The sequence below is a fragment of the Deinococcus proteolyticus MRP genome, assembly GCF_000190555.1.
Classification (GTDB): domain Bacteria; phylum Deinococcota; class Deinococci; order Deinococcales; family Deinococcaceae; genus Deinococcus; species Deinococcus proteolyticus.
In genome coordinates this window covers 1,590,650-1,615,456 of record NC_015161.1, presented here as the reverse complement: position 1 = coordinate 1,615,456, position 24,807 = coordinate 1,590,650, and the positions used below count along the sequence as shown (strand labels likewise).

Annotated in this window: 24 protein-coding genes and 4 tRNA genes; 11 read left to right on the top strand and 17 right to left on the bottom strand. The window is 64.2% G+C overall.

The window, feature by feature from the left end; genetic code table 11:
- Window positions 1-182 precede the first annotated feature (182 nt).
- From DEIPR_RS07695 to DEIPR_RS07680, 4 genes are all read right to left on the bottom strand, one after another.
- Complete coding sequence (locus tag DEIPR_RS07695) at window positions 183-698, bottom strand: hypothetical protein (RefSeq protein ID WP_013615262.1); 516 nt, start codon at window positions 696-698, stop codon at window positions 183-185.
- Between the two features lie 9 nt (window positions 699-707).
- Window positions 708-1,265: a P-loop NTPase family protein gene (locus DEIPR_RS07690; RefSeq protein ID WP_013615261.1), complete on the bottom strand. Its 558-nt coding sequence runs from the start codon at window positions 1,263-1,265 to the stop codon at window positions 708-710.
- Window positions 1,266-1,657: 392 nt separating this feature from the next.
- Entirely contained in the window at window positions 1,658-2,113 is a 456-nt protein-coding gene (locus DEIPR_RS07685) for a hypothetical protein (protein WP_169310682.1), read from the bottom strand.
- 102 nt (window positions 2,114-2,215) lie between these two features.
- A tRNA-Ala gene (locus DEIPR_RS07680) sits at window positions 2,216-2,290 on the bottom strand.
- Between the two features lie 59 nt (window positions 2,291-2,349).
- On the opposite strand from DEIPR_RS07680, the gene mnmE reads away from it, so the two are divergent.
- Window positions 2,350-3,681 (top strand): tRNA uridine-5-carboxymethylaminomethyl(34) synthesis GTPase MnmE, encoded by a 1,332-nt coding sequence (mnmE, locus tag DEIPR_RS07675; RefSeq protein WP_013615259.1) that lies wholly within the window; start codon window positions 2,350-2,352, stop codon window positions 3,679-3,681.
- A gap of 190 nt (window positions 3,682-3,871) precedes the next feature.
- On the opposite strand, the gene DEIPR_RS07670 is transcribed toward mnmE, so the two are convergent.
- From DEIPR_RS07670 to DEIPR_RS14335, 6 genes are all read right to left on the bottom strand, one after another.
- A complete protein-coding gene (locus tag DEIPR_RS07670) occupies window positions 3,872-4,507 on the bottom strand; it encodes an IMPACT family protein (protein ID WP_013615258.1) in 636 nt (211 codons plus the stop codon).
- Window positions 4,504-5,097, bottom strand: coding sequence for an NUDIX domain-containing protein (locus DEIPR_RS07665; protein ID WP_013615257.1), 594 nt, complete (start codon window positions 5,095-5,097; stop codon window positions 4,504-4,506). The genes DEIPR_RS07670 and DEIPR_RS07665 overlap by 4 nt, the downstream gene beginning before the upstream one ends.
- Window positions 5,098-5,309: 212 nt before the next feature.
- On the bottom strand, window positions 5,310-6,452 hold the full coding sequence (locus DEIPR_RS07660) for a branched-chain amino acid aminotransferase (RefSeq protein ID WP_013615256.1): 1,143 nt from the start codon (window positions 6,450-6,452) through the stop codon (window positions 5,310-5,312).
- 89 nt (window positions 6,453-6,541) lie between these two features.
- On the bottom strand, window positions 6,542-7,819 hold the full coding sequence (locus DEIPR_RS07655; RefSeq protein ID WP_041222003.1) for an aminotransferase class V-fold PLP-dependent enzyme: 1,278 nt from the start codon (window positions 7,817-7,819) through the stop codon (window positions 6,542-6,544).
- Window positions 7,820-7,966: 147 nt separating this feature from the next.
- Window positions 7,967-9,871, bottom strand: coding sequence for an ATP-dependent zinc metalloprotease FtsH (gene ftsH, locus DEIPR_RS07650; RefSeq protein WP_013615254.1), 1,905 nt, complete (start codon window positions 9,869-9,871; stop codon window positions 7,967-7,969).
- Between the two features lie 201 nt (window positions 9,872-10,072).
- Window positions 10,073-10,459 (bottom strand): hypothetical protein, encoded by a 387-nt coding sequence (locus DEIPR_RS14335; RefSeq protein WP_174260421.1) that lies wholly within the window; start codon window positions 10,457-10,459, stop codon window positions 10,073-10,075.
- Window positions 10,460-10,599: 140 nt separating this feature from the next.
- Here DEIPR_RS14335 and coaBC point away from each other — a divergent pair, with 140 nt between their 5' ends.
- Both coaBC and argR read left to right on the top strand, forming a co-directional pair.
- Entirely contained in the window at window positions 10,600-11,862 is a 1,263-nt protein-coding gene (gene coaBC / locus DEIPR_RS07640) for a bifunctional phosphopantothenoylcysteine decarboxylase/phosphopantothenate--cysteine ligase CoaBC (protein WP_013615252.1), read from the top strand.
- A gap of 91 nt (window positions 11,863-11,953) precedes the next feature.
- Window positions 11,954-12,415 carry an arginine repressor gene (argR, locus tag DEIPR_RS07635; protein ID WP_013615251.1) on the top strand — a complete coding sequence of 154 codons (462 nt, stop codon included), beginning with the start codon at window positions 11,954-11,956 and terminating at the stop codon, window positions 12,413-12,415.
- A 12-nt stretch (window positions 12,416-12,427) separates the two neighbouring features.
- Here argR and DEIPR_RS07630 read toward each other — a convergent pair whose 3' ends face one another.
- The 5 genes from DEIPR_RS07630 to mqnP all read right to left on the bottom strand — a co-directional run bounded on the left by DEIPR_RS07630 (window position 12,428) and on the right by mqnP (window position 17,043).
- Window positions 12,428-14,020, bottom strand: a complete 1,593-nt coding sequence (locus tag DEIPR_RS07630; protein ID WP_013615250.1) for a sensor histidine kinase — start codon at window positions 14,018-14,020, stop codon at window positions 12,428-12,430.
- A 4-nt stretch (window positions 14,021-14,024) separates the two neighbouring features.
- On the bottom strand, window positions 14,025-14,702 hold the full coding sequence (locus tag DEIPR_RS07625; RefSeq protein WP_013615249.1) for a response regulator transcription factor: 678 nt from the start codon (window positions 14,700-14,702) through the stop codon (window positions 14,025-14,027).
- A gap of 44 nt (window positions 14,703-14,746) precedes the next feature.
- Window positions 14,747-15,370 carry an adenylate/guanylate cyclase domain-containing protein gene (locus DEIPR_RS07620; protein WP_013615248.1) on the bottom strand — a complete coding sequence of 208 codons (624 nt, stop codon included), beginning with the start codon at window positions 15,368-15,370 and terminating at the stop codon, window positions 14,747-14,749.
- A gap of 276 nt (window positions 15,371-15,646) precedes the next feature.
- Window positions 15,647-16,111 (bottom strand): hypothetical protein, encoded by a 465-nt coding sequence (locus tag DEIPR_RS07615; RefSeq protein WP_013615247.1) that lies wholly within the window; start codon window positions 16,109-16,111, stop codon window positions 15,647-15,649.
- 8 nt (window positions 16,112-16,119) lie between these two features.
- A complete protein-coding gene (gene mqnP / locus DEIPR_RS07610; protein WP_013615246.1) occupies window positions 16,120-17,043 on the bottom strand; it encodes a menaquinone biosynthesis prenyltransferase MqnP in 924 nt (307 codons plus the stop codon).
- 78 nt (window positions 17,044-17,121) lie between these two features.
- Between mqnP and DEIPR_RS07605 the strand changes: the two genes are divergently transcribed.
- From DEIPR_RS07605 to DEIPR_RS07595, 3 genes are all read left to right on the top strand, one after another.
- Window positions 17,122-17,198 (top strand) — tRNA-Pro (locus tag DEIPR_RS07605).
- Window positions 17,199-17,221: 23 nt separating this feature from the next.
- Window positions 17,222-17,295: transfer RNA gene (locus tag DEIPR_RS07600), tRNA-Gly, on the top strand.
- Between the two features lie 96 nt (window positions 17,296-17,391).
- Window positions 17,392-17,468, top strand: a tRNA-Arg gene (locus DEIPR_RS07595).
- Between the two features lie 95 nt (window positions 17,469-17,563).
- Here DEIPR_RS07595 and DEIPR_RS07590 read toward each other — a convergent pair.
- Complete coding sequence (locus DEIPR_RS07590) at window positions 17,564-18,763, bottom strand: tyrosine-type recombinase/integrase (protein WP_013615245.1); 1,200 nt, start codon at window positions 18,761-18,763, stop codon at window positions 17,564-17,566.
- Window positions 18,760-18,975, bottom strand: a complete 216-nt coding sequence (locus DEIPR_RS07585) for a helix-turn-helix domain-containing protein (protein WP_013615244.1) — start codon at window positions 18,973-18,975, stop codon at window positions 18,760-18,762. The genes DEIPR_RS07590 and DEIPR_RS07585 overlap by 4 nt, the downstream gene beginning before the upstream one ends.
- A gap of 491 nt (window positions 18,976-19,466) precedes the next feature.
- On the opposite strand from DEIPR_RS07585, the gene DEIPR_RS07580 reads away from it, so the two are divergent.
- The 5 genes from DEIPR_RS07580 (at window position 19,467) to DEIPR_RS07560 (ending at window position 24,735) form a co-directional block, all read left to right on the top strand.
- Window positions 19,467-20,984, top strand: coding sequence for a type I restriction-modification system subunit M (locus tag DEIPR_RS07580; protein ID WP_013615243.1), 1,518 nt, complete (start codon window positions 19,467-19,469; stop codon window positions 20,982-20,984).
- 123 nt (window positions 20,985-21,107) lie between these two features.
- Window positions 21,108-22,013 carry an Abi family protein gene (locus DEIPR_RS07575; RefSeq protein WP_013615242.1) on the top strand — a complete coding sequence of 302 codons (906 nt, stop codon included), beginning with the start codon at window positions 21,108-21,110 and terminating at the stop codon, window positions 22,011-22,013.
- 108 nt (window positions 22,014-22,121) lie between these two features.
- Complete coding sequence (locus DEIPR_RS07570; RefSeq protein ID WP_169310681.1) at window positions 22,122-23,294, top strand: restriction endonuclease subunit S; 1,173 nt, start codon at window positions 22,122-22,124, stop codon at window positions 23,292-23,294.
- Entirely contained in the window at window positions 23,291-24,154 is an 864-nt protein-coding gene (locus tag DEIPR_RS14425) for a YecA family protein (RefSeq protein ID WP_041222002.1), read from the top strand. Before DEIPR_RS07570 ends, DEIPR_RS14425 begins: the two co-directional genes overlap by 4 nt.
- Window positions 24,151-24,735: a hypothetical protein gene (locus DEIPR_RS07560; RefSeq protein WP_013615240.1), complete on the top strand. Its 585-nt coding sequence runs from the start codon at window positions 24,151-24,153 to the stop codon at window positions 24,733-24,735. The genes DEIPR_RS14425 and DEIPR_RS07560 overlap by 4 nt, the downstream gene beginning before the upstream one ends.
- The last annotated feature ends 72 nt before the right edge of the window (window positions 24,736-24,807 follow it).

The window sequence follows — 24,807 nt, the reverse complement described above, 5'->3', positions numbered from 1 at the left end:
GGGGCCAGACCCGGAAGCCGTTCGTGGCCGAGCCCAGGGAATGAGGCGCGGCGAACAGTGCCCACGAGAACAGTGCCCACTATTCGTAATCGCCGCACCGTGCTGTGCCCCTCACGCCAGCACGGGTAAAGGCAAGGAATACAAATACAGGCTCAGTCTGGCCGCAGGTGAGCGTCCCGGCATCAATCCCCACAACCGGAAATCGGGGAGCTGCGGGCATTCCAGTCTCCGTCGATCGCGGTCAGCAGCGTCCGAATTTCTTCCTGGGGCAGCTGTGGCTGGCTGAGGGTGCGAATCACAGCCCCGGCGTCGTTGTAGTACACCCGCAGTTCATAGTCGCCTGCACGTTCGCTGGGCGTGCTCCTGCGCTTCATCAGCACGAAGTCGCGCCGGCCGGCCGCGTCGAACCAGAACTCGGTCGTAAACCGGGTGTCTCCTGCGTAGGTTGTGCCGTCCGTGACCGTCTGGTAGCGCCGCAGCACGCCACGCCCGTCTTTCCAGCGGGTGCGCGTCTCGTAAAAGTCGCCGCAGGCCCGGCCTTCTACCACCGACTTGCGGTACTGCCCAGCGGCAATCTGCGCGTTTACCGCTGCGTAATTGTCGCGAATGGCCTGAATGGCCGGCGGTGTAGCCTGAGCCTGAGCGGGAGCAAGGGCGGCCAGCGCCAGTGCGGCGAGCAGAGATCGGGTGGAGGGCATGTGGACAGCCTAGCGGCAGCTGGTCAGGGGTGTATGGTGGGCCAGCCGCTGCACCCAGCGCCGGGTCTGCGCGGGCGAACGCAGCCGCACCACGTCCAAATGGGGATACCGCGCCAGCTTCTGGCGGTTGCGGGTGCGGTTTTGCCAGTGTGTGCGGAAAAACCAGCGCAAAATGCCGTCAGAGGCCAGCAGGGTAGACCACTGCTCGCGGTTGCCGTTCCAGAGTTCTTCGCGGGTCCACATTCGCCCCAGGGTGCGCCGCAGCAGCCGCCAGAACACCACCGGGGCCGGGTAGTCCAGCCAGACTGCCGTATCGGCACGCGGCCAGCTGATGTCCTGCGCCTTGGTGTAGTTGCCGTCCATCACCCAGGCGCTCTGAGCGGTAAAGGCGTCCACCTCGGCGCGGAACTGCTCCAGCGGCGCTTCCTGCCAGCCGGGCCCCCACTGCCAGGCGTCCTGCTCGGCGTGGGGCAGCCCCAGCACCTGCCCCAGCTGCCGCGCCAGCGTGGTCTTGCCGCTGCCGGTTGTTCCGATGACAAGGATTCGCTGCATGTGCGGTTTGGGCATAGGACCTGAAGCTAGCGCGGCGGGGTGTGGGTAGGAATGCGTCAGATGGCCTAGCTGGAAGGTGGAAACCACCTCGCCACCTAATTTTACCCGGATAATATTGACGGATAAATTTAGCTGTGCGGACCTGGCCGGCCGATGTTCGGCAGCACGTTCAGCGGCTGGCAGCGCCCGCCTTTGCAGAGTTGCCATCCTAGACAGCCCGCTCCTGACGCAAAAAGAAAACCGCCGCTCCCCGCTTCATCGCCGACAACCCTGCCGAAATCGGCGTGAGTCAAGCGGGTCTGGCTTGCATGGTCCTCAGCGGTACGGCATGGCTCGGCGGCCCTGCTGGGCTTTTGGGAAGCGCTGTGGGTTGGCATGGGCTGAAACGCTGGGAGTAGCGCTTGGCCCTACTCGCAGCCCAGCGCCGCCTCCCGCGACGCCCATATGTACTGCAGATGATCAGCTGGCAGCGCTTGCAAGATGGCCGAACGGCTCAGCGGCGGAGTGGCGCTGGCCTCGGCTACTGCGCCGCTGTCGTCATAGTCCAGTTGCAGCAGCCTGACACGCCGCCCAGCCTTCCAAACACTCTGTGTCACGCGGTCACGGCGGCCTGCCCAGTCGAACCAGAAATTGAGTTCGCTGCGTTGGTCCACGGCACCGTAACGGGTGACCTGCCGAAATCGCCGCACTGTGCCGCGTCCATCCTGCCAGAAGGTGCGGGTGTCCTGTCTGCCGCTACACACGTCCCTGACCGTCAGCGTGCGCTGTGCATAGGCCCCTGCCGCAATCTGGCGCTGCACGAAAGCCACATTGGCCGCGCTGCCTGCCAGAGCGTGGGCCTGGTTGAAAACAGTGAGGGTCATCAGGAGCAGGCCAGAACGCAGACGCATGGCCACAGAGTAGAAGAACCCTGTGAGGACTGGTGCAAAAGAAAAACCGCCACCCATGCAGGTGACGGTCTATTCTGGTGGAGGCTAAGAGATTCGAACTCTTGACCCTCCGCTTGCAAAGCGGATGCTCTCCCGCTGAGCTAAGCCCCCTCAGCGCTGAACGAGCTTACCACGGCGCTCCACGGTTGGCAAGCGCTACCCTGAATCCCATGACGCGCATTTCGTCCCGCTCTGGCCTGTCTGACACCATCGCCGCCGTAGCCACCGCGCCGGGGCACGCCGGCGTCGGGGTGGTGCGGGTCAGCGGCCCGCAGGCGCTGCACATCGCCGACGCCCTGTTCTCGGGCCGGCGGCGGCCCAGCAGCACGCCGGGCGGGCGCTTTTTGTTCGGTCGGCTGCTGGCCGAGGGCGGCGAGGTGCTGGACGAGGGCCTGTGCCTGGTCTTCCGCGCTCCCCACTCCTACACCGGCGAAGACGTGGCCGAATTCCAGACCCACGGCAGCCCCGCCGTGCTGGGCGAGGTGCTGACCCGCGCCCTGGACCTGGGGGCCCGCCCCGCCCGCCCCGGCGAGTTCACGCTGCGGGCCTACCTGGCCGGCCGCCTGGACCTGGCCCAGGCCGAAGCCGTGCTGAATCTGGTGGAGTCCAGCACCGAGACGGCCCGCCGCCAGGCCACGCTGGGGCTGTCGGGGGCGTTGGGTGAGCGGGTGGACGCCATCGCCCGCGACCTGACCCTCACGCTGTCCAGCATCGCCGCACTGCTGGACTATCCCGAAGAGGGGGTGCCGGAAGAGGAGCGGCAGGTGCCACTGGCCCGCGCCGCCGCCGAGCTGGAAGCGCTGCTGGGCACCGCCCGCGCCGGCCGGGTGGCGAACCAGGGCGCCCGCATTGCCCTGATTGGGGCGCCCAACGCCGGCAAATCCAGCCTGCTCAATGCGCTGCTGGGCTACGAGCGCTCTATCGTCACGCCGCTGGCGGGCACCACCCGCGACTATCTGGAAGCAGGCCTCTCGCTGGCCGGGGTGCCGGTCACGCTGGTGGACACAGCGGGTCTGCGCGACACCGAGGACGTGGTAGAGGCGGCTGGGGTGCGCCAGGCCCACGCGCTGGCCCAGGGCGCCGACGTGGTGCTGACCCTCAGCGACGGGTCACAGCCCCGCGAGCCGCTGCCGCTGGCCCTGCCGGCCGGGGCGCGGGCCATTCACCTACGCACCAAGGCCGACTTGCCGGCCGCCTGGGACGACCCCGCCTACCTGCCGGTCAGCGCTGCCACCGGCCAGGGCCTCCCGCAGCTGCGTGAAGCCCTGGGCCGCGAGCTGCTGGGCGATACTGCACGCGGCGAAGCCTGGCTGGGCAGCGAACGGCAGGCCGACGCCGCCCGCCGGGCACTGGAGCATGTGCGCCTGGCCCAAGAGCTGCCCGACGACCTCGCCAGCATAGAGCTGGAAGAAGCCCTGCTGGCCCTGGCCGAGCTGACCGGCCGCGACGTGCAGGATGATGTGGTGGACGCGGTGTTCCGCAACTTCTGCGTGGGGAAATAGGAAGCGTGGGGGGAGCGCTCCCTCATCGCATGTCCATGGGCGCCGTCTGCACTGCAACATGTCCCAGACCGAGTACAGTACTGACCCTGGGCGAGGTTCAGAGTCCAGCGCAGGACAGTCCAGCACAGCGGCCGCGTGCCCGCCGTGCTGCCGGTTCACGGCTCCAGTCTGGCCGGTGTGGGTGTGGACTTTAGCTCTGCTCTGCCAGGCCCAGCACTTCCAGCACGCCGCTTCCCCGCGTGGCGTCTTCCAACGCCTGGCTGAACCCGGCTTCGTCTTCCGGATACACTTCCACCGGCACCGTGACGCCGCTGGGGGTGTACTCTTCTTCGCCCTTCACCACGTCCCAGGTGTCCAGCAGGTGATACAGCGCCCCCTGCTCGGCAAAGCCCACACTCACGCGGGTGTGCAGGCGTGGGCGCACCTCGAAGCGCGCGGCGGTCCGCAGCACTTCGGCCGCCGCGCCACCATACGCCCGCACCAGGCCGCCCGTGCCCAGCTTCACCCCGCCGTAGTAGCGGACCACCACCACCATCACGTGCTGCACGCCCTGGCCCTCGATGGCCCGCAGGATGGGCGCCCCCGCCGTGCCGCCCGGTTCGCCGTCGTCATTGAAACGGTACGCCTCACCGATACGGTAGGCCCAGCAGTGGTGGGTGGCGTCCGGGTACTTGGCGCGCAGTTCGGCCAGGAAGGCCAGCGCCTCTTCCGGCGTGTCGGCGCGGCGGGCGTAGGCCAGAAACTCGCTGTTCTCCACCACTTCGCCGTGGCGGTGCTGAGCGGCCAGCGTGGTGAACGGCTCGGGCAGCTTCGCGCTCTCGGTCACAGCAGCCCCCGCCGCACCAGCTCAGCGCGGGCCTGCCACATCACCAGGCTGCTTGGGCCGTCCTGCACCTCGCCGCGTTCCAGCCGCGCATACGCTTCGGCCAGCGGCAGGGTCAGGCGCTCGATGGTTTCGGTGTCCTCGTGCGCCATTTCGCCCAGGGTCACATCCAGCGCCAGCAGCGGCAGGAACACCACGCCGTTGATGCTCGGCTGCGGATAAAAGCCGGGCAGTGCCACCCACTCGCCCGCCTCGCCGCCGACTTCCTCGCGCAGTTCCCGCGCCGCCGCCGTCAGGATGTCCTCGCCCGCTTCCACGCCGCCCGCCACAATCTCGGTGATGGCGGCCCGCAGGGGATAGCGGTACTGCCGAATCAGCGCGATGTCGCCCGCTGCCGTCACGGGCAGCACGAACACGGCGCGGTGGCCGCGTGGGTGGTACTGATAGGTGGTCTGCACGCCAGGGCGCACCTGCACGCGGTCTTCCCAGACGCGGCGCGGCGGGCCGACCACTTCACGGCTGCTGAGCGTTTGCCAGGGCTGCTGCTCGTCCTCGGTGAGCGCGGCCCAGCTGGGGTGGGGCTGGAAGTCCATAGGGCCCACGCTAGAGCATTTGGCCGTAGGGCGACACCTTTTCTCGGCGGGCGAACGGGGACAACTCCGGAGAAAGACATGCCGCAGCATGGGAAAAAGGGGAGAGCTGAGGCGCTTTTTCTCGCCTCTCGCTGCCGTCTGCTCTCCGCTTCAAGTAGGGCAGGCAACAGGGTTCCTCTCCCTGTAGCCTGCCGCTCCTGGTCCACTCCGGACTACATCACGCGGTACATCCAGCCGTGCCGGTCTTCCACGCGGCCGTACTGAATCCCCGTCAGGGTGTCGTAAACGTGGCTGGTCACCTCGCCCTTGGGGAGTTCCACCTCGCCGCCTTCATAGCCCAGTTTGCCAATCGGGGTCACCACCGCCGCCGTACCGCAGGCGAACATCTCGGTGACCTCGCCCGCACGGATGTCGGCCACCAATTGCTCAAAGTTGATGGCGGTTTCCTGCACATCGCGGCCTTCGTCTTGCAGCAGCCGCACGATGCTGGAGCGGGTGCCGCCTTCCAGGATGGTGCCGGTCAGGGCGGGGGTCTGCACGCTGCCGTCGCGGCGCACCACGAAGACGTTCATGCCGCCCAGTTCTTCCAGGTTGGCCCCCTGAGCGCTGTCGAGGTAGCAGACCTGCTCGTAGCCTTTTTGCTGCGCTTCTTTCTGCGGCAGCAGTGAAGCGGCGTAGTTGCCGCCTGTCTTGGCCGCGCCGATACCGCCGGGGCCAGCGCGGTGGTACTGCTGGGTGACCCAGATGCTGACGGGGGCAAAGCCGTTTTTGAAGTAGGGGCCGCTGGGGCTGGCAATGCACAGGTAGCGGGCCGAAGCGCTCGGCTTGACGCCCAGGCCCGCGCCGTCCCCGAAGATGAAGGGACGCAGGTACAGGCTGCCGCCTTCCACGTGGGGCACGTACTCATGGTCGGTGCGAATCAGGTCCACCAGGCTGGACAGGAAGTCCTCGGCGGGCAGTTCGGGCAGTGCCATGCGGCGGCAGGAAGCGGCGAGGCGGGCAGCGTTGAACATCGGGCGGAACAGCCAGATGGAGCCGTCCGCATGGCGGTACGCCTTGAGGCCCTCGAACACTTCCTGGGCGTAGTGCAACACGTTGGCGCTGGGGTCCAGCGGAACCGGGCCATAGGGCAGCAGCCGCATCTCGCTCCAGCCGGTGTCGGCCGTCCAGCGGGCCGAGGCCATGTGGTCGCTGAAATCGGCCCCGAAGCGCAGATTCTGCATGATGTGCTCGCGGTCGGCGGCGCTGCGTGGCCTGGATGTTTCGTCGGTGGCGTAGCGGCGCTGAACGGTTTCGGCGGTGGGCGCGGGGCGGGTGGCCGCGTCTTCTAGCGTGGTGGGACGGGGTGCAGTCATAAGGTTCCTCCAGAGGTGAACTTGGATTGGGGTGCTGTTAGTCTAAAGGACGCGGGCTGCCAGCGCGCCATTTCCCCGTTCCGCAAAGCTCAGAGCGCCTGTTCAATATCAGCCTGCAGGTCGGCCAGGTCCTCTAAGCCCACCGTCATGCGGATGGTCTGCGGCCCCACACCGGCGGCGCGGCGGCTGGCTTCGGGCACCCGGCCGTGCGTGGTGGTCCAGGGATGAACGACCAGGGTGCGCGTATCGCCCAGGTTCGGGGCAATGCGTAGCAGCTGCAAGCGGCCCAGGAAGCGCGAGGGGTCCGGCACGTCGAAGGTCAGGATGGCGCCCTTGCCGCGTAGCAAGTAACGCTGCGCCCGCTCGTGGCTGGGGTGTCCCGGCAGGCCGCAGTAACTCACCGCGCTGACCCGCGGATGGCCGCTCAGCCACTCGGCCAGCGCCTGTGCCGTGGCACACTCGCGGTCCAGGCGCACGCCCACCGTTTCCAGCCCCTGTCCCAGCAAGAAGGCCGAGTGCGGGGCCAGGGTCATGCCCAGCTGTGAGGCTCCCAGCCAGCGCTGCCGCTGCGCCAGGGCTCCAGCTCCGTGCAGGTTCAGCAGGCTGCGCTCCGCTCCTTCGGTAAAGATGGGATTGCGGCTCAGATCGGCGCTGCCGCTCACGCTCACACTGCCGCCCATGGCGCTGCCGTGCCCGCCGGCCCACTTGGTCAGGCTCTGCACGCTCATGTCGGCGCCGTGTTCCAGTGGCCGTGCCAGGTAGCCGGCGCCGCCCACCGTGTTGTCAATCGCCAGCAGGGCGCCGGCCGCGTGGGCCACCTCGGCCAGGGCGGCCACGTCGGCCACATCGCCGCTGGGATTGGAAATCATTTCGGCCCACAGCACGCGGGTGTTTGGGCGCAGGGCGGCGCGCATCGCTTCCGGGCTGCCGTCCGTAAAGGTCGTTTCGATGCCCATCAGTGGCAGCACGTTTTGCAGCAGGCCCGCCGAGCCCCCAAACAGGGTGGCCGCCGAAACGATATGGTCTCCGGCCCGGCATACGCTCATCAGCGCTGTGAAAGTGGCGGCCTGGCCGCTGGACAGCGCCAGCGTGTGTGCCGCGCCCTCCAGGCTGCTGAGGCGTTCTTCCAGCATCGCCACGGTGGGATTCTGCATCCGGGCGTAGCTCAGGCCGCCGCCCCCGGCGAACTCTTCCTGCGCCTCTTCCAGGTTGCCGAACTGAAAGGCGGCCGCCGTATGCACCGGCAAGCCGATGCTTTGGCCCAGGCCACGCGGTATGGCACTCTGGACTGCGCGGGTGGTGTAGCCCCAGGTGGACCCGCAAGCTGCGGGGGTGGCGGATGCAGGACGGTCGTGGTGGTTCCCCATCGGCCCACTGTAGACCATTGCGGACTGCAGACCATGCCGAAAATTCCATGCCAGACCGCGCTGCAGTACAGAAAACCCGTACCTTGCGGGGGTACGGGTCCGAGTTGGCTGGACTATGGATTGAGTCTAAAACTTGACAGTCCGGGGTCAGTCGGTCGCGGCAGGGGCAGGGGGCAGGGGCGGGGTGCTGGACCCCGGAATCACGCTCTGCACTTCGCCCTTCACGCGGGCCACGGCGCTGCGCACCACGTCGCCGGTAATCAGTTCCTGGGTCAGCAGGGCGTCCGCCACCTCATCCATGGCGCCCCGGTACTCGCTGACCAGGGCCTTGGCCCGCTCGTAGGCGCGGTACAGAATCCGCTTCACGTCCTCGTCCACCAGCTGCGCGGTGTGCTCGGAATAGTTGCGGGTCTTGGCCATGTCCTCGCCCAGGAAGACGGGGCCGCCGCTGTCGGGATTCAGGGCCATGTTGGCGAAGTTGTCGCCCATGCCCCACTCCAGCACCATCTTGCGGGCCATGTTGGTGGCCTTGCGGAAGTCGTCGGCCGCGCCAGAAGTCACGCTGCCGATAAACACTTCCTCGGCGGCGCGGCCACCCAGGGCCACGACCAGCTGGTTTTCCAGCTTCTCCTTGCTCATCAGCACGTTCTCTTCGGGCAGGTAGAACGCGGCGCCCAGTGCCCGGCCACGCGGAATGATGCTCACCTTTTGCAGCTTGTCGCTGCCGGGAATCACGGCGGCGGTCACGGCGTGGCCGGCCTCGTGGTAGGCGATGGCCCGCTTTTCCTGGTCGGAAATGGTCAGAGAACCGTTTTCCAGACCCAGGGTGATCTTGTCCAGCGCCCGGTAAAAGTCGCTCATGTCAATCTGGGCCTTGCCCACGCGGGCCGCTTCCAGCGCGGCTTCGTTGGCCAGGTTCTTGAGGTCGGCGCCCGAGAAGTACGGGGTGGACTTGGCGAGTTCGTCTACGTCTACGCCTTCGCCCAGCGGCTTGTTGCGCAGGTGCACCTTGAGAATCGCCACGCGCTCTTTCATGTTCGGCAGGTCAATGGTCACTTGGCGGTCGAAGCGGCCCGGACGCAGCAGCGCGGGGTCAAGCACGTCGGGGCGGTTGGTCGCCGCCAGCACAATCACGTTGCTGGCCTTATCGAAGCCGTCCATCTCGCTCAGAATCTGGTTGAGGGTCTGCTCGCGCTCGTCGTGGCCGCCGCCGATGCCGGCACCACGCTTGCGGCCGATGGAATCGATTTCGTCGATGAACATGATGGCGGGTGCGTTTTTGCGGGCGTCCTCGAACAGGGTCCGCACACGGCTGGCGCCCACACCCACGAACATCTCCATAAATTCGGAAGCGCTGACCGAGAAAAAGGGCACGTCGGCTTCACCCGCAATGGCGCGGGCCAGCAGGGTCTTACCCGTGCCGGGAGGGCCGACCAGCAGCACGCCTTTGGGGATTTCCGCGCCGATCTGGTGATACTTGCCAGGATTCTTGAGGAAATCCACGACCTCCACCAGTTCCTTTTTGGCTTCCTCGTGGCCGGCCACGTCGGTGAATTTGGTCTCGACCTTGTTCTCCTTGCCGTATTTCTTGGCCTTGCTCTGGCCGAACTGCATCATGCCGCCCTGGCTGCTCTGGGCACGCACGAAGAAGAAGTAGAACAGTGCTCCCAACATCAGCAGCGGCAGCAGGCTCAGCAGGATGCTGAACCACTGGCTCGGCTCACGGAAGTTCACGGTCACACCTTGCTCGCGCAGAGCCGGAATCAGCTCATCGTCGCGCACGGCGGACGAGGGCGACAGCTGCACCATGACGCCTTCTACTTCACGTTGCTGCGTGCCGCTGGGGGTGTCCACGTCCACCTGGGTCGGGGCGTTCAGCGTGGCGGTGGCGCGGGACCCTACGATGTCCACCCGCTCGATGCGGTCCTGGCGCAGCAGGTCTTGGAATTCGGAATAGTTGACGGTCGGACGGCCCACGTTCGCGGTCTGCGAGAACATCAGCATCAGCGCAAGCACGAACAGGACAATCAACCAGGGATTGAGCTTTTTCAAGAAGAACCTCTAGGGGGAGAGAAACGACCGCGCAACATTCTGCGGCGCCGGGCCGGGAAAGGTGCCCTAAGAGCAAGCGGCCCAGTCAGTTTTGTCAGTTTACCAACCCCTTGTTAAGAGATAGGGGCAAAAGACACCCCTGAGGCAGCCGCCAGCCTGTCGGTTTCCTTAAGCTGGCTTCCCGCTGCCGCCAAGACCCGTTCAGTCCAGCTGGTCGGTGGACTGTACCTTGCGGTTGCCCGGCGCTTCCTGCAGCAGCGGATTGACCGGGGCGCCCGTCACGGCCGGGTCCACGCTGACCGGGGTGGGCGCGCTGGCCTGAGACGAGAAAGCTTGCGAGGGAGCCGGCTGCGGGCGGGCTGCTGCAGGGCTGGCGCCCGCCTGGCCCGGAAGCTGGCGCCCGTTTTTCATCCAGCCCAGGGCGCGTACGGCGTCCACCACCAGCCATACGGCTACTGCGCCCCACAGGGCGGCAGGCAGCCAGTTCTCAGCGCTGGCATAGCGGTAGGCGGCGGTCCCGGCCAGCAACCCCAGCAGCAGGCTGAGCAAGAAAAGGACCTGGGGGGGAAGGCGGCGTTGGCCCAACATGCCGCTCACTCTAGCGGCCTCCTTCTCACAGCTCCCCTACAGCCTTCATGGCCTCGTGCAGCGCCGGTCATGGTCTGGTGTCAGTCGCTCTTCCCGCGCCGGTCTCCATTCAGCGCCGGCGCCACCCTACACTGGAGGCCATGAATCCTCCCGCCTCTTCTTCCCCTTCGCCGCAGGTCCTGGTGCTGGTATGCGGCAGTGTGGCCGCTATCAAGGCACCAGCCACCCTGCGGCGCCTGCGTGAAGCCGGTGCTCAGGTGCGAGTGGTTGCCACCCGCGCCGCCCTGGAGTTCGTGACTCCGCTGAGCCTGAGTACCGCCGGAGCCTGCGAGGTTGCCACGGACGCCACCTGGTTTGCCGCGCAGCCCCAGGCCCAGCACCTGACCCTGGCCCGCTGCGACGCCGCCGTGGTGGTGGGGGCAACTGCCGACGCCCTGGCCCGCGCCGCGCACGGTCACGCGGACGACCTGCTGAGCGCCACACTGCTAAGCGTGCGTAGCCCGGTGCTGTGGGTGCCGGCCATGAACGAGCGCATGTGGCAGCACCCTGCCGTGCAGGCCAACGCAGAGCGGCTGCGCTCCTTCGGTCACCACTTCCTGGGGCCGGTGTTCGGGGCTTTCGGCACGGCCGGCGAAGGCGAGGGCCTGGGCCGGATGGCCGAACCGGAGGACATCGCTGCCGGGGTGCTGCGCCTCGCACAGCCGCAGGAGGAAGCGCAGGAACAGGACCTGGCTGGGGTCAAAGTGGTCGTCTCGGCCGGGCCGACCCGCGAGTATCTGGACCCGGTACGTTTCGTCAGCAATCCCAGCAGCGGCAAGATGGGCTTCGCGGTGGCGCAGGCTGCCGCCGGGCGCGGTGCGGACGTCACGCTGGTCAGCGGGCCGGTCCATCTGGCCACGCCGGCGGGCGTGCGGCGCGTGGATATAGAAAGTGCCCTGGACCTGCGGGACGCTGTGTTGCAGGCCGCGCAGGACGCCGACCTGGTGGTCATGACCGCCGCAGTGGCCGACTACCGCGCCGCCGATGTCAAGACCGAAAAGGAAGCCAAAGGGGGAGAGACCAAGACCATCGAACTGGTCAAGAACCCCGACATCCTGGCCGAGTTGGGCGCTGACAAGGGCAAGCGGGTGCTGGTGGGCTTCGCGATGGAAACCCACGCCGGGGTGGAGCGGGCAGCCGACAAGGCTCGGCGCAAGAACGCCGACTTCATCCTGCTGAACTACCCGACCCAGGAGGGCACCGCATTCGGCGGCGACGACAATCAGGTCACATTGGTCCGCGCCGACGGCACCCATGAAGCCTGGCCGCGCCTGAGCAAACGTGAAGTGGCGGAGCGGCTGCTGGACCGGGCGGGGCAACTGCTGCCTGCCGCTCGCCTGGACGCTGCAGGTGAAGAACGCTAGACTTGCTCCCGCTTCTGACACTCCGGCTGGCCCTGCATACTCTGGTCCATGCCTGTAGATTTATTCAAATAATCTGCATAAAATAACGGACGTGCTCTCCAAAGAACAACGCCAGCGTCTGATTCAGGACATTATTACCCGCGAAAGCATCTCGACGCAGGCCGAGCTGGTCGAGCGGCTGCGGGCCGATGGCATCGCCGTGACCCAGGCGACTGTCAGCCGCGATATCAATGAGCTGCGGCTGGTGCGCCTGCCGGTTGGCAAGGGCCGCCACCGTTACGCCCTGGCCCATGTGCAGAGTGAACTGGACCTCAGCGACGAGATTGCCCGGCTATTCCAGAACTTCGTGCACGACATTGACCACGGCGAGAACATCCTGGTCATCAACACCGCCGAGGGCCATGCCAGCGGGGTGGCGCTGATTCTGGACCGCCTGCGCCGCGACGACATCGTGGGTACGCTGGCCGGCGAGAACACCATCCTGCTGGTGGCCCGCACCACTGCCGATGCCGAGGCGCTGGTCGAAGAACTGCACGAACTGATGATGGGCTGAGGCCAGCGCGGTTCAGGGGATGTCGTCGTCGTCCAGGGCGGGCAAGTTGCCCACCGGCAAGTCCACGTAGGCCTGGGTGCCCTGGCCCGGCTCGCTTTCCAGCCAGATGCGCCCGCCGTGCGCGTCGACGATGGTGCGGGCGATGCTCAGGCCCAGCCCGGCGCCGCCCCGGTCGCGGCTGCGCGAGTCTTCCAGGCGGTAAAAGCGGTCGAACAGTTTCTCCAGTTGGTCCGCTGCGATACCGGGACCGTTGTCCGAGACGCTCAGGCGCACCCGGCCCGGCTCCGGCTGGGTGGACCCCAGTTCGATCCGGGTGGCGCCAGCCTTGAGGGCATTGCTGATCAGGTTGTTCAGCACCTGCCGCAGCCGGTCGGGGTCAGCTTCGAAGGGAATGTCCTGGCCGGCCGGCACCAGCACGGCGCCTTCACTCTCCGCCAGGGGGCGCAGCTCACGGGCCACTTCGTGCAGCAGCATCTGCGAGAACAGCAGCTGTGACTTGAGCGTCAGGACGCCGCCGTCCGAGCGGGCCAGCTGCAGCAGGCTGCCGATCAGGTCCGTCATACGGGCCGACTCGCGCTGGATAATCTGGACACTCTCGCGTTGCTGCGGGTCCAGCTCGGTGCGGCGCAGCAGGTAGGTGGCGTGCCCGCCGATGGCCGTGACCGGGGTGCGCAGTTCGTGGCTGGCGTCGCTGGAAAAGCGGCGCTGCGTCTCGAAACTGTCCTCCAGCCGTTCCAGCATCCGGTTAAAGGCCACTGCCAGCGCTTCCACCTCGTCGTCGGAGTGCGGCACCGGCACGCGGGCCTGCAGGTTCTGCGAGTCGATGCCCTCCACTGCATGCCGGACCGTATTGAGCGGCCGTAGCGCCCAGCCGGCCAGCACGTAGGCTCCGATACCGGCCAGGAAACTGCCCACCAGTAGCAGCCCGCCCATAATCAGCTGCAGACGGGTCACGGTGCGGTTCAGTGAGTTCAGGCTGCGCCCGATGAACGTGACAGCCAGCATTTCTTCACTGCCGCCGCCGGCTCCTTTCTGGAACTTGAGCGGGGTCAGTGCCACCAGAATCCGCATGGGCTCGGGGTCCGAGAACTGCGGCTTGACCGAGCGATTGATCAGAATCTGCCCCGAAGGGGATTCCAATAGCCTGGCCAGCTCGTGATCGCTCAGTTCCAGGGGCGCTGCCGGGTCAATGCCCACGGGGCGCAGCCGCAGCGCCTCACTCTGCTTGTGCAGAAAATCCAGCAGGGCTTGCCGGCCCTTGTCGTCCTGCGCCGCTGCCCACTCGGCCCGCAGATCGGTGGTCTGTGAGCGGGGCACCAGCGGGTCGACCTGAATCACCGAGGAAGGAAATTTGCTGCGCGCTTCGGCCAGGCCGTCCGAACCGGCCTCTCCCAGCGAGAGGTGCAGGCTGGGTACCAGCTCGGTGAACTGGGTCTGCGTGTCGGCCAGGTCACCTTCCAAGGCCCGCTCCAGGTCGTGCCGCATCATGGTCTGCACGGTCAGCGCCGTCAGCAGCAGCAGCACCACCAGCAGACCGGTGTAGAAAGTCGTCAGGCGGTGGCGCAGTGTGGCGGCGCGCCACCGCCGACGGAACCCGTCCAACATAAGGTTATTCTTCGCGCAGCACGTAGCCCACGCCACGGACCGTGTGAATCAGGCGGCGCTCGCCTCCCTCTTCCAGCTTGCGGCGCAGATAGCCGATATACACGTCCACCACATTGCTGCCGCCGGTGTACTCGGGCCAGACCTTTTCTTCTATCTCAAAACGTGAGAACACCTTGCCGGGATTCCGGGCCAGCAGTTCCAGCAACTCGAACTCCTTGGCTGACAGCTCCACGCGCCGGCCACCCCGGAAAATCTCGCGGCCATCCAGATTCATCACCAGGTCGGCCACCCGCACTTCACCCGTCACGGCGGGGTTCACGCGGCGCAGGTGGGCGCGCACACGGGCCAGCAACTCCTCAATAGAAAAGGGCTTGATGAGGTAATCGTCAGCGCCCGAGTCCAGGCCTTCTACCTTGTCCTGGATGCCGTCTTTGGCCGTCAGGATGATGATGGGGGTATTGCTGGTCTTGCGGATGCGGCGGGCCACTTCCAGGCCGTCCAGCACTGGCAGCATCAGATCCAGCACCACCAGGTCCGGGGCCACCTCACGGAATTTGCTCAGGCCGGTCACGCCGTCGTAGGCCACGTCCGTGGTGTATCCTTCCGCCCCCAGTTCCAGTTCAATGAAGCGGGCAATTTCTTTCTCGTCTTCGATGACGAGCACCAGGGGCTTACGTTCCATAGCGGCAGTCTAGTGACCTTCTCATGAGAATCAGAGTGTGGACCTTAACCTGCTTTCATCTCGCTGCCCTCCAGCTGCTCTGCAGGGAGAAGTACCCGGTAAAAGGCGGCTCCACCACTTTGCAGCAGCTCGAATCCGTTCAGGGGCGGCACGGCACGCAGCTGCAGGATGCTTCCATCCTGTCCGGGAGACACTTCCAGCACTCCGGCCACCCCGGCGCACAGCAGGGTTTCGCCCGGCTCTGCCACACTGCACAGGCGGTGGGCCAGATGCAGCGGCAGGCCGCAGGGCCGCGGCTCCAGATGAGGGAGCAGGGTCAGCTTGCCCGCAGCCAGGCCAGCGCGCAGCGAGAGTGGCTGGCCCAGCGTCTGCGCCAGGGGCAGCCGCTGGGTCAGGCTGTGTGCTTGCTGCGCTGCACCTACGGCCGCCTCAGCCTGCCAGGCCGGCCAGCAGGCCAGCGCCGCGTCGCCCTGCAGCGGCAGAATCCAGCCGCCCCAGCCGCGCAGCAGGTCCAGCATCTGCAAACTCCACTGGCCCAGCAGTTCTCCCCAGATGTGAAGGGGAAGTTGCTGGGCCAGCGCGGTACTGCCGACCAGGTCGAGAACCAGCACACAATAGTCGTCGGTAGAGGGCTCGGGCTGTGATGGAGGAGCGGGAAGCAATTGCATAGGGGGTCGCCTCGGCTGGGGAAGAGGAAAAAGACATTTGGAACCGTTCCAAATACTGGTTGGATTAGAATAAGATGATAGAGTCCCAAGCCGCCTGAATTGTGACTGAAGAACTTTACATTTACCCGACATACCCCTAAGCCAAACGAATTTCGCGTCGCTGTGGGAAAATTTCTACCCGCAGGCTTCCCTGAGCTTTTTATGGAAAGTTCCAAAAAACCAACAGTCGTCTGTAAGTGTGCAAAAAGTTGCGTTTGCTGGAGCCACGGCTGCCAGTCAGTCCGGCAAGGACTCGATCAGATAACCGTGCAGAGGAGCCGCAGTAGTGAAGCGCAGCCAGTCTCCAGGCTCAGCAGGCAGGGTCCAGCATCCAGGCGTGTAGGGAGGGCGTGCTGGGAAGCTCAAGACCAGGGGCAGGCCGGCGTCCACGATGGTGGCCCGCGGCGTCTGCGCGATGACGCGGCCCACGCCCCGCACACTTGAGCGGCCGACGGCTTCAGCCCAGGGCGCAGCTGGAGCGGAAACTTCCACCCCGGTGATTTCGGGGTCAATCAGGCCGTGGATGAGCACCCGGGCCGGGCCAGTCAGTGAGTAGGGGCCGCAGCGGTCGAACAGGTACAGGGCCAGGTCGCCGCTGACGAACTCCAACAGAAACGATCCCTCGGGCCGGGGCAGCAGCTGGCCGTAGGCGGCGTATTGGGCGTAGGTGTGGGCGAATTCTCCAGGGGAACTTTCCAGCATCTCGCGCCTCAGCCTGCCAGGGTCCGCCAGGTCACGTCGGCGGCCACGCCTACCAGCATGGTGATGGCCAGCCACATGTTGGCGTCGAAAAAGGCGACGTTGGCGCGGGTCAGGTCGTCCGGCCGCACGATGGCGTGTTCGTACAGCAGGATGCCGCCCATCACCAGTGCCGCCAGGTAGTACCAGAAGCTGGCGCCTGCGGCCCAGCCCACGGCCAGGAGCAGCGCAAAGGTCAGCGCATGGCTCCACCTGGCGATGTCGAGCGCCCGTGGAATACCGAACCGGGCAGGAATGCTCCGGATACCGCTGCGGCGGTCGAACTCGTAGTCCATGGTGGCATAGATGGTGTCCAGCCCCACCATCCAGAAAATGACCACTGCCCACAGCAGCCACGCCGGGAGCGCAAATGCTCCAGTTACCGCAATCCAGCCGCCAGCGGCCGCCGCCCCGTCGGTGATGCCAAGCCAGACGTGGCACAGCCAGGTAAAGCGCTTGGTATACGAGTAGCCGATCAGGAAAACCACTGCCAGCGGTAGCAGGGCCAGACACAGCGGGTTGAGCTGCCAGGCGGCGAACAGTAAGGTGACCAGGCTGACGGTCACCAGGGCCCAGGCCGCGGCGGGCGAAACCTTGCCGGCGGGAATCTCGCGGTTCTGCGTGCGGGGGTTGCGGGCGTCAATGAAACGGTCAATCACCCGGTTGGCCCCCATCGCCGCCGTGCGTGCCGCCGCCATCGCCACCGTAACCCAGATGAGGGTGTGCCACCCCGGCCAGCCGGTGCCGTCCTGCCAGTAGGAGGCCAGCAACATGCCGGCGTAGGCAAACGGCAGCGCGAAGACGGTATGCTCGAACTTGACCAGCTCCAGAAACTGTTTCGGCGTATTGGTAGGGGCGGCGGGGGAAGCAGGCGAACTCACGTTGCTGCTCAGCATAAGCCCTGGCGCCGGCAATCAGAGGGCCCCCTTCACAAAGGGCAGAAATCTGGTATAGTACCGGGCGCGCAAGGAAGCCGAGGCGTAGCGCAGGCCGGTAGCGCACTTGGTTTGGGACCAAGGGGTCGCAGGTTCGAATCCTGTCGCCTCGACCAGTAAACTCCCTTGCACAACCTAAGCGGGATTGGTGTAGTGGTAGCACAGCAGCCTTCCAAGCTTCTGGCCTCGGTTCGAGTCCGTGATCCCGCTCCAGTTTCTCCCCCCACCCAGGGGGGATTTTTTATAGCTGTTTTTTGCGTGGTTACGTGCCCTGCGCTATGATGACGCGGCCCGCAAGCTAGGGCGCAGGCACCCTTAGCTCAGTTGGATAGAGCAACCGCCTTCTAAGCGGTCGGTCGTAGGTTCAAGTCCTACAGGGTGCGCCACGAAAAACCCCGCCTAGAGCGGGATTTTTTATTTTAGCCGTTTTGTCCTGAGGGCTTAAAATAGGCCTCGTGCCCAACGCGTGCCCAACCGGCATTCAGGAGTCAGTTTCACCCGACCAGGCCTGGGCGGTGAAGTCGAGGGTCAGCCCTTTGCGCTCGTGTGCAAACACACTGCGGTAATGGTCCTGAGTGAAGGAGGCGCGGGCATGCCCGACGTGAGCACTAATGACCTCCACCGGTAAACCCTGCTGGCCCTGGATGGAGATGAAGCTATGCCGCAGCACATGGGTGCCCTTGTACGGAACCCCAGCCGCCTGACACAGCCGTTTCATCAAGCTGTAGGTGTTGTCAGGGCGAATCGGTGTGCCGACCTCACTGGTGAACACAGCGTCACTCCCGATATATCTCTCACCCGCTGCCTCTTTTTCTAACGGCAGTTGCTCGCGCCGCTCCCGTAAGATCTTCAGCGCATCCCCAGACACCTCCAGGGTGCGCTTGGACCGTGCCGTCTTGGGAGTGGTGCGGTGCAAGTGACCGTTCAGGCTGACGAGGGCTTCCTTGATATGGATGGTGCCACTTTCCAGATCAACGTTTTCCCAGCGCAGGCCTAGAACCTCACCCATGCGCATACCGGTGGAGAGCATGAAGCAGAAGGCCACGCCGCGCCGGTCCCCACGGGCCACCTCATAGAAGCGCCGCGCTTCATCGGGAGTCCAGGCTTTGAGGTCGTCTTCCTGGGCTGCCTTGCGGGTGTAGCGGGGCCGGGCTGTATCGGCGGGGTTACGGAGCAGTTCGCCATGCCGCACCGCATCATTGAAGGCAAGGTGCAGCAGGTTATGAACTTGCCGCTTCATGGAGTCGCCTAACGGCTGTCCGAAAGTGTCGGGTCGGCGCTCATCCTGATGAACCAGGCTGGCGTAAAAGACCTCAAGGTCCCGTGGGGTCAGGCTGCTGATGGTGCGCTTTCCGATGCCAGGAATGATGTGCTTCTTGATTAGGCTGGTCTGTGACTGGTTGTATTTGGCGGCCAGCGTATCCGCCCGCAGAGCATGCCAGTTGAGCAGGAACTCAGCCACGGTTGTCTTTTGCGTGACGGTGAACTGCCCGCGTGAAGCGTCGGTCTGCGCCTCACGCAGCGCGGCTTCGGCGGCGGTCTTGGTCGGTGCAGTGCCCGCGACCCGCAGAGTCTCACCACTGTGCAGGCGAATACTGGCCCGCCACTGCCACTTCCCGGAAGGAAGCTTGCGGACACTGCCGTTGCCGTTGCCCCGCTTGGTCTGGCCGCGTCCGGTCATGGCTGCTCATCCTTGGGGCAGACCGTGAGCGTCAGCCCCAGCTCATCGAGAATCTGTACCAGACTGCGGGGGATGTGACCGCGCCGGCCTGTGACGACCTGAGCCACTGTTGGAGCCTGAACGCCCAACCGGCGGGCCAGCTCCGCCTGAGTTACGCCTTGCCGCGCCATTTCCGCCCGGAGCTGCTGCCTGAGCTTCTGATCAAGGTCCATAAGGCATTCTGACACAAGGAATAGTCAAATTGACTTTTGTAATACGGCGGTGCTGGCGTTGGCGAAGCCCCGCTCACTGTTTCGGTGGGGATGGTCAAAGTGGCCCTATGGGGATGGTCCATGGGGTTATGCTCTGACGCCCGGGTGGGGATGGTCAAAAGAGCCTTGAGCAACCTATGGGGATGGTCGAATGAGACTTGCAGGGATGGTCGGGGATGGTCAATCGGGTCTATGGGGATGGACAGGGGATGGTCGAACAGGGACCCCGAAGTGACATGGTGCATGGTCAAATCGGTCTACGTGCATGGACCATGGGGTTATGGTCTGAAACCCAGGTTGACATGGTCAACAGTGCCCAAATCGGTCTATTTGCATGGTCAAACAGCCTCATGAGCATGGATGTACATGGACGAAGTGACGTGGTGTACATGGATGCACATGCTCAAGGTGGGCCGAGTACTAGGGCCATACCTGAGATAAGTTGGGCCTACATGTCACTTCTGATAGATCAGTCTGAAATCAACGCCATCCTCTGGCGGGCCTGCGACACCTTTCGCGGCACGGTAGACCCCAGCGAGTACAAGAACTACCTGCTGACCATGCTGTTCGTGAAGTACATCAGCGACGTGTGGCAGGACCACTACGATGCCCTGAAGGCCGAATACGGCGACGATGAGGACCGCATTCGCCGCCGCCTGGAGCGTGACCGCTTTGTGATGCCCGAGGGCACGCTGTTCAAAGACCTCTATGCCCAGCGGGGTGCAGACAACCTGGGGGAAATCATTGACCAGGCGTTGCTCGCCATCGAAGATGCCAACAAAGGCAAGCTGAGCGGCGTATTCCGGAACATCAGCTTCAACAGCGAAGCGGCGCTGGGGCAGACCAAAGAGCGCAACATCCGGCTCAAGAACCTGCTGGAAGACTTCCACCACCCCAAACTGGACCTGCGCCCCAGCCGCATCGGGAACTTGGACATCATCGGCAATGCCTACGAATACCTGATTGGCCGCTTTGCCGCAGGTGCGGGCAAGAAAGCCGGCGAGTTCTACACGCCCCCGGAAGTGAGTGACCTGATGGCCCGCCTGACCGCCCCGCAGCCGGGCGAGCGCATCTACGACCCCACCTGCGGCAGCGGGTCGCTGCTGATCAAGTGTGCTCAGAACGTGCAGGCGCAGGGCAGCCAGAATTACGCCATCTACGGGCAGGAGCAGAACGGCAGCACCTACGCGCTGGCCCGCATGAACATGTTCTTGCACGGTGTGGATGACGCCCGCATCGAGTGGGGCGATACTATCCGCAACCCGCTGCACCTGGAAGACGACAAACTGATGAAGTTCGAGGTGGTCGTGGCGAACCCGCCGTTCAGCCTGGACAAGTGGGGCGCGGAGGACGTAAGTAGTGACCGCCACAAGCGCTTTGAGCGTGGCATTCCCCCCAAAGGCAAAGGGGATTACGCTTTCATCTCGCACATGCTGGGCAGCCTCGCGGAAGTGGGCAGCCGCATGGTGGTCGTGGTGCCACACGGCGTGCTGTTCCGGGGCGCTGCCGAGGGCAAAATCCGGGCGCGGCTGATTGAAGAAGGGCTGCTGGACGCCGTCATCGGCCTGCCGACCAACCTGTTTTTCGGCACGGGTATTCCCGCCGCGCTGCTGGTGTTCCGCAAAGGGGCGGAGGCCCAGAGAAATGGGCAGGCAGACGTGCTGTTCATTGACGCCAGCCGTGAGTTTGCCGCTGGCAAGAACCAGAACCAGCTGCGCGAAGCCGACATCGTGAAAATCGTGGACACTTACCGCGCCCGAAATGGCGTGGACAAGTACGCCCGCGTGGTGCCGCTAGACGAAATCGCCGCCAACGACTACAACCTGAACATTCCCCGCTACGTGGACACTTCCGAAGAAGCCGAGCCGATTGACCTGGGGGCCGTGCAGACCGAAATCAACGCCCTGGAAAGCCAGTGGCAGCAGCAGCGGCAGAAGATGGCGGAGTATCTGAGGGAGTTGGGGCTATGAGTGAGTCTTGAGACCAATCCAAACATTGACAGTTTCAAAGAGGTGGCTATACTGGTTGCAACGAATACCCGAGCGCCCGAAAGGGAAAGGCTAGGGTTTTTTCTTTTATATACTTGTCAGTAGATGCAGCCCAGTTATGACAAGTCGCCGCTGACGCTCCCTGAGCAGGTCGAGCATTTGCGTCAGAAGGGTCTGGCCATTGGTGACCCTCGGCGGGCGATAGACGTGCTGAGGCGTGTGGGCCTGTACCGCTTCAAGGGCTACCTTTTGCCCTACAAGTCTTCTGAGGGCTACGCGGGCGGCGTCACCTTTGAAGACATAGAAGGCCTTATGGCGTTTGATGAAGCGTTGCGGCTTCATATCCTGACCGCCATGCCGCTGGTGGAAGTTGGCATCAGGCAAGCGATTGGTCAGCCTATGCTGGAGCGTTATGGCGTGCGCTGGTACGCCTGTGAGGAACTTTTCGCCGCCAGTGATTACTTCCAGCACACTGAATTCTTGCGGAAGGCGCTGGACGAGTTTCACGGGATGCCCGACCTCTTTGTGGGTCATTACCGCGAAAAGTACCACCAGACCGAGCCGCCCCCTGCCTGGATGATTACGGAGACGATGACGCTGGGAAGCTGGTCAAAGCTCTTTGAGTCGCTCCCCCAAGAAGAACGTGACCTGATTGCCCTGCCCCTCGGCATCAAAGCCAGTACGCTGGCCTCGTGGTTGCACGCGCTCACCATTGTTCGCAACATCTGCGCCCATCACTCGCGGCTCTATGACCGCACCTTCAACACGATGGGCCTGGCCGATGACCGCCGCACCAAACGCCTGCTCAGGCAAAATTCCTTTGATGAACGCGACGAAGGCGCACGCCGCCTCGCCCCCCGCCTGTACGCCCTGCACCGCCTAACCCGCGCCCTAGACCCGCAAACCCGCTGGACGGCTGGCCTCAAAACCCTGCTTGCACCCGTACCGCCCGGCACGCTGGCCCGCGTAGGCTTTCGCCCTGGCTGGGACGGGCAAAGCGAGTGGGCGTAATGGGAGTGGTAACGGGCATGTTGGCCGCCCGGTTGGAGGACGAATGAAACAGATACACATGGTCGGGGCGCTGCCCGCCGAGGCGGAGGCATGAGCGCGGGGGAGCAGATGGCAGAAGGAGGAAAGCAGAAGGCGCGGGGCGTGCCGGAGGGGTGGCGCGGGGTGAAGTTGGGGGAAATGGTGGAGTGCTTTTCAGGCGGAACGCCATCGCGTACAAAGCCTGAATATTATGGTGGCGATATTCCATGGATTAAGTCAGGTGAATTGAATTCGGGGAACATATACGCAACTGAGGAAACCATAACCGAGGCGGGCTTGCAGAATTCAAGCGCAAAGGTTGCCAAGGCTGGCACATTGCTTTTCGCACTTTACGGAGCAACAGCGGGAGTCATTGGAAGAACCAGAATAGATGCGGCTATAAATCAAGCAATTCTCGCCATTGAACCTAGCGAAGAATTGCTTAGCGAGTTTTTGGAGTATTTTTTGAGTTCAAGTGTTGGAAATCTCCTACATTTGACCCAAGGGGGGCAACCAAACTTTAATGCGGGAATTGTAAAGGGTTTCCCCCTCCTCCTCCCCCCCCTCCCTGAGCAACGCAAAATCGCCGCCATCCTCTCCACCTGGGATGATTCACTGGCAAACCTGACCGACCTGCTTGCCGCCAAGCGTCAGCAAAAGCGTGGGCTGGCTGAGGCGCTGCTGACGGGGCAAAAGCGGCTGCCGGGGTTTGAGGGGGAGTGGGAGGAGAAGAAGCTGGGGGACATTGCTAAGGTTTATCAGCCAGTCACCATCACTAGTGCAGACCTTAAAGCAAGTGGGTATCCTGTCTACGGCGCGAATGGGAAAATAGGCTACTACGACAAATATAATCACGAACAATGGCAGACTTTAGTTACTTGTCGAGGCTCCTCGAGTGGAGCAGTTAGTCGTAGTGAAGACTACGCCTGGATAACTGGTAACGCAATGGTCATTAATGTAGATAACGTCCTTAAAGTGGACAAACAATTTATTTATCAAATGATGCTTTCCAAAGATTTTTCTTCACTGGTCAGTGGCTCCGGACAACCACAGATAACAAAAAAGCCGCTTGAGGACTTTGCAATCTCACTCCCACCCCTCCCAGAGCAACAAGCCATCGCCTCTGTCCTTTCCACCCTAGACAGTGAAATTGCCTCGCTGGAGGCGCTCAAGGCCAAAGTGCAGGAGCAGAAGCGTGGGCTGATGGACGAACTGCTGACGGGGCGGGTACGGGTGAAAGTGAATGTGGAGGACAGTGTATGAAACTGGAATTTGACCGGACAGAAACGCCCGCCGAAGTGCAACTGCGCGAGTGGGCCGAGGCTCAGCAGGGCGGGGTGAGTTACGCCCGGATTCATGGGGCGCTGCATGGCGTGATTGCCACGAGCATGCAAGGCAGCGACCTGGGGCGCTCGGCCCTGCGGCTGCTGCGGCTAGACGCACCGGATGAGGTGCATGCGCTGGCGGTGCAGGCGGCGCAGGAGCTGCACGCGCTGGAGGCAGGGAGCGGGAACGCAGACGCGGAAGCGCTGCTGACAGTGCCGCGCCTGACCGAACACGGCGTGTTTCTGGAGTGGCTGGGGGGCGTGGGCGCGGTGGCGCTGGCCCAGCCGGATGCGGTGCTGGAGGTGCTGGCAAGCTGTATGACAGCCCGGCAAAAGCCTGAGCTGTTCTTCAGGGGTGGACGGGGCAGGGAGGAAGGCGAGGTCATGAATGACCTGGCACAGGACCTGCTGCTGATGATGGCGCTGATGCCGCCGGAGTTCTTGCCGGCGCATTTTCCGCCGCAAGCGCAGGACATCTTTGCGGACATACGGCGACAGACGGCCGACCCGGCCGAATGGGACGAAGAAGGCCGCCAGGAAACTGTGCTGGACGTACTGGGCAGGGTGCATGCCGCCTACATGACCCACGCGGCGATGCGGCAGCTTCAGGTCCAGCGTCTGCTGGACGGAGACGAGTGGGACGGCGGGGAAGACGAATGGGCGCTGATGCCCAAGCGCCGTGAGAGCCGCAAGATTCGCCCGAACGAACCATGCCCGTGTGGCAGCGGCAAGAAGTACAAGAAGTGCCACGGTGCGCCGGGTGCGCCCACACTGGAACCTGCACTGGAGGAAGGATGAATCGCAACAAAAAGCAGCAGGGCCGTGGTCGGCAAAAGAACGCACAGGTTCACAGAAGTCCGCTGAAGCCACTGAGTTTTATGGATGGTTACCTGATGGCCTTGACGGTCATGGGGCAGGGCCGCGCTGAGGTGCTGGAGCACTGGCGGGCAACGATGGGGGAACACTTCGGTGACCTGACGGAAGAGTACCTGGCGCTCAAGCCGGACATCGATGAGGCGGTGTATTTCACCGAGGACTTTATCCGGTCAGCAGCGGAAATCGAGAGCTGGATGGTGGGGCTGGCGCTTGCCCTGCTGGCCGATGACGGGTTTGGGCAACAGGTTGAAGCGTTGGAGGGTGAAGTCCAGTTTGTGGCCCTTGATTTGTTGATTGTTTTGGAAGCCTCGAAATATGCGGGGCCGCTGCAATTGCCCCCAGTCAGCGACCCCGAGTTTCGGGCAGTCTGGCCCAGGATGCAGGAGCGCTGGACCAAATTTCAGGCCGAAATGCGCGGGCTGGGAATGCGTAAGCGCATAGATTACCTCGGCGACTTGCTGGGGCTGATTGAAGGCATCGTTCACGGCAAGCTTGGGCGGTAGGGCCGCGCAGGACGAGAGCAAGCCAAGAGGAGAAAGGGCGGCTGCGTTGGTGGCTGCACTTTAGACTGAGTG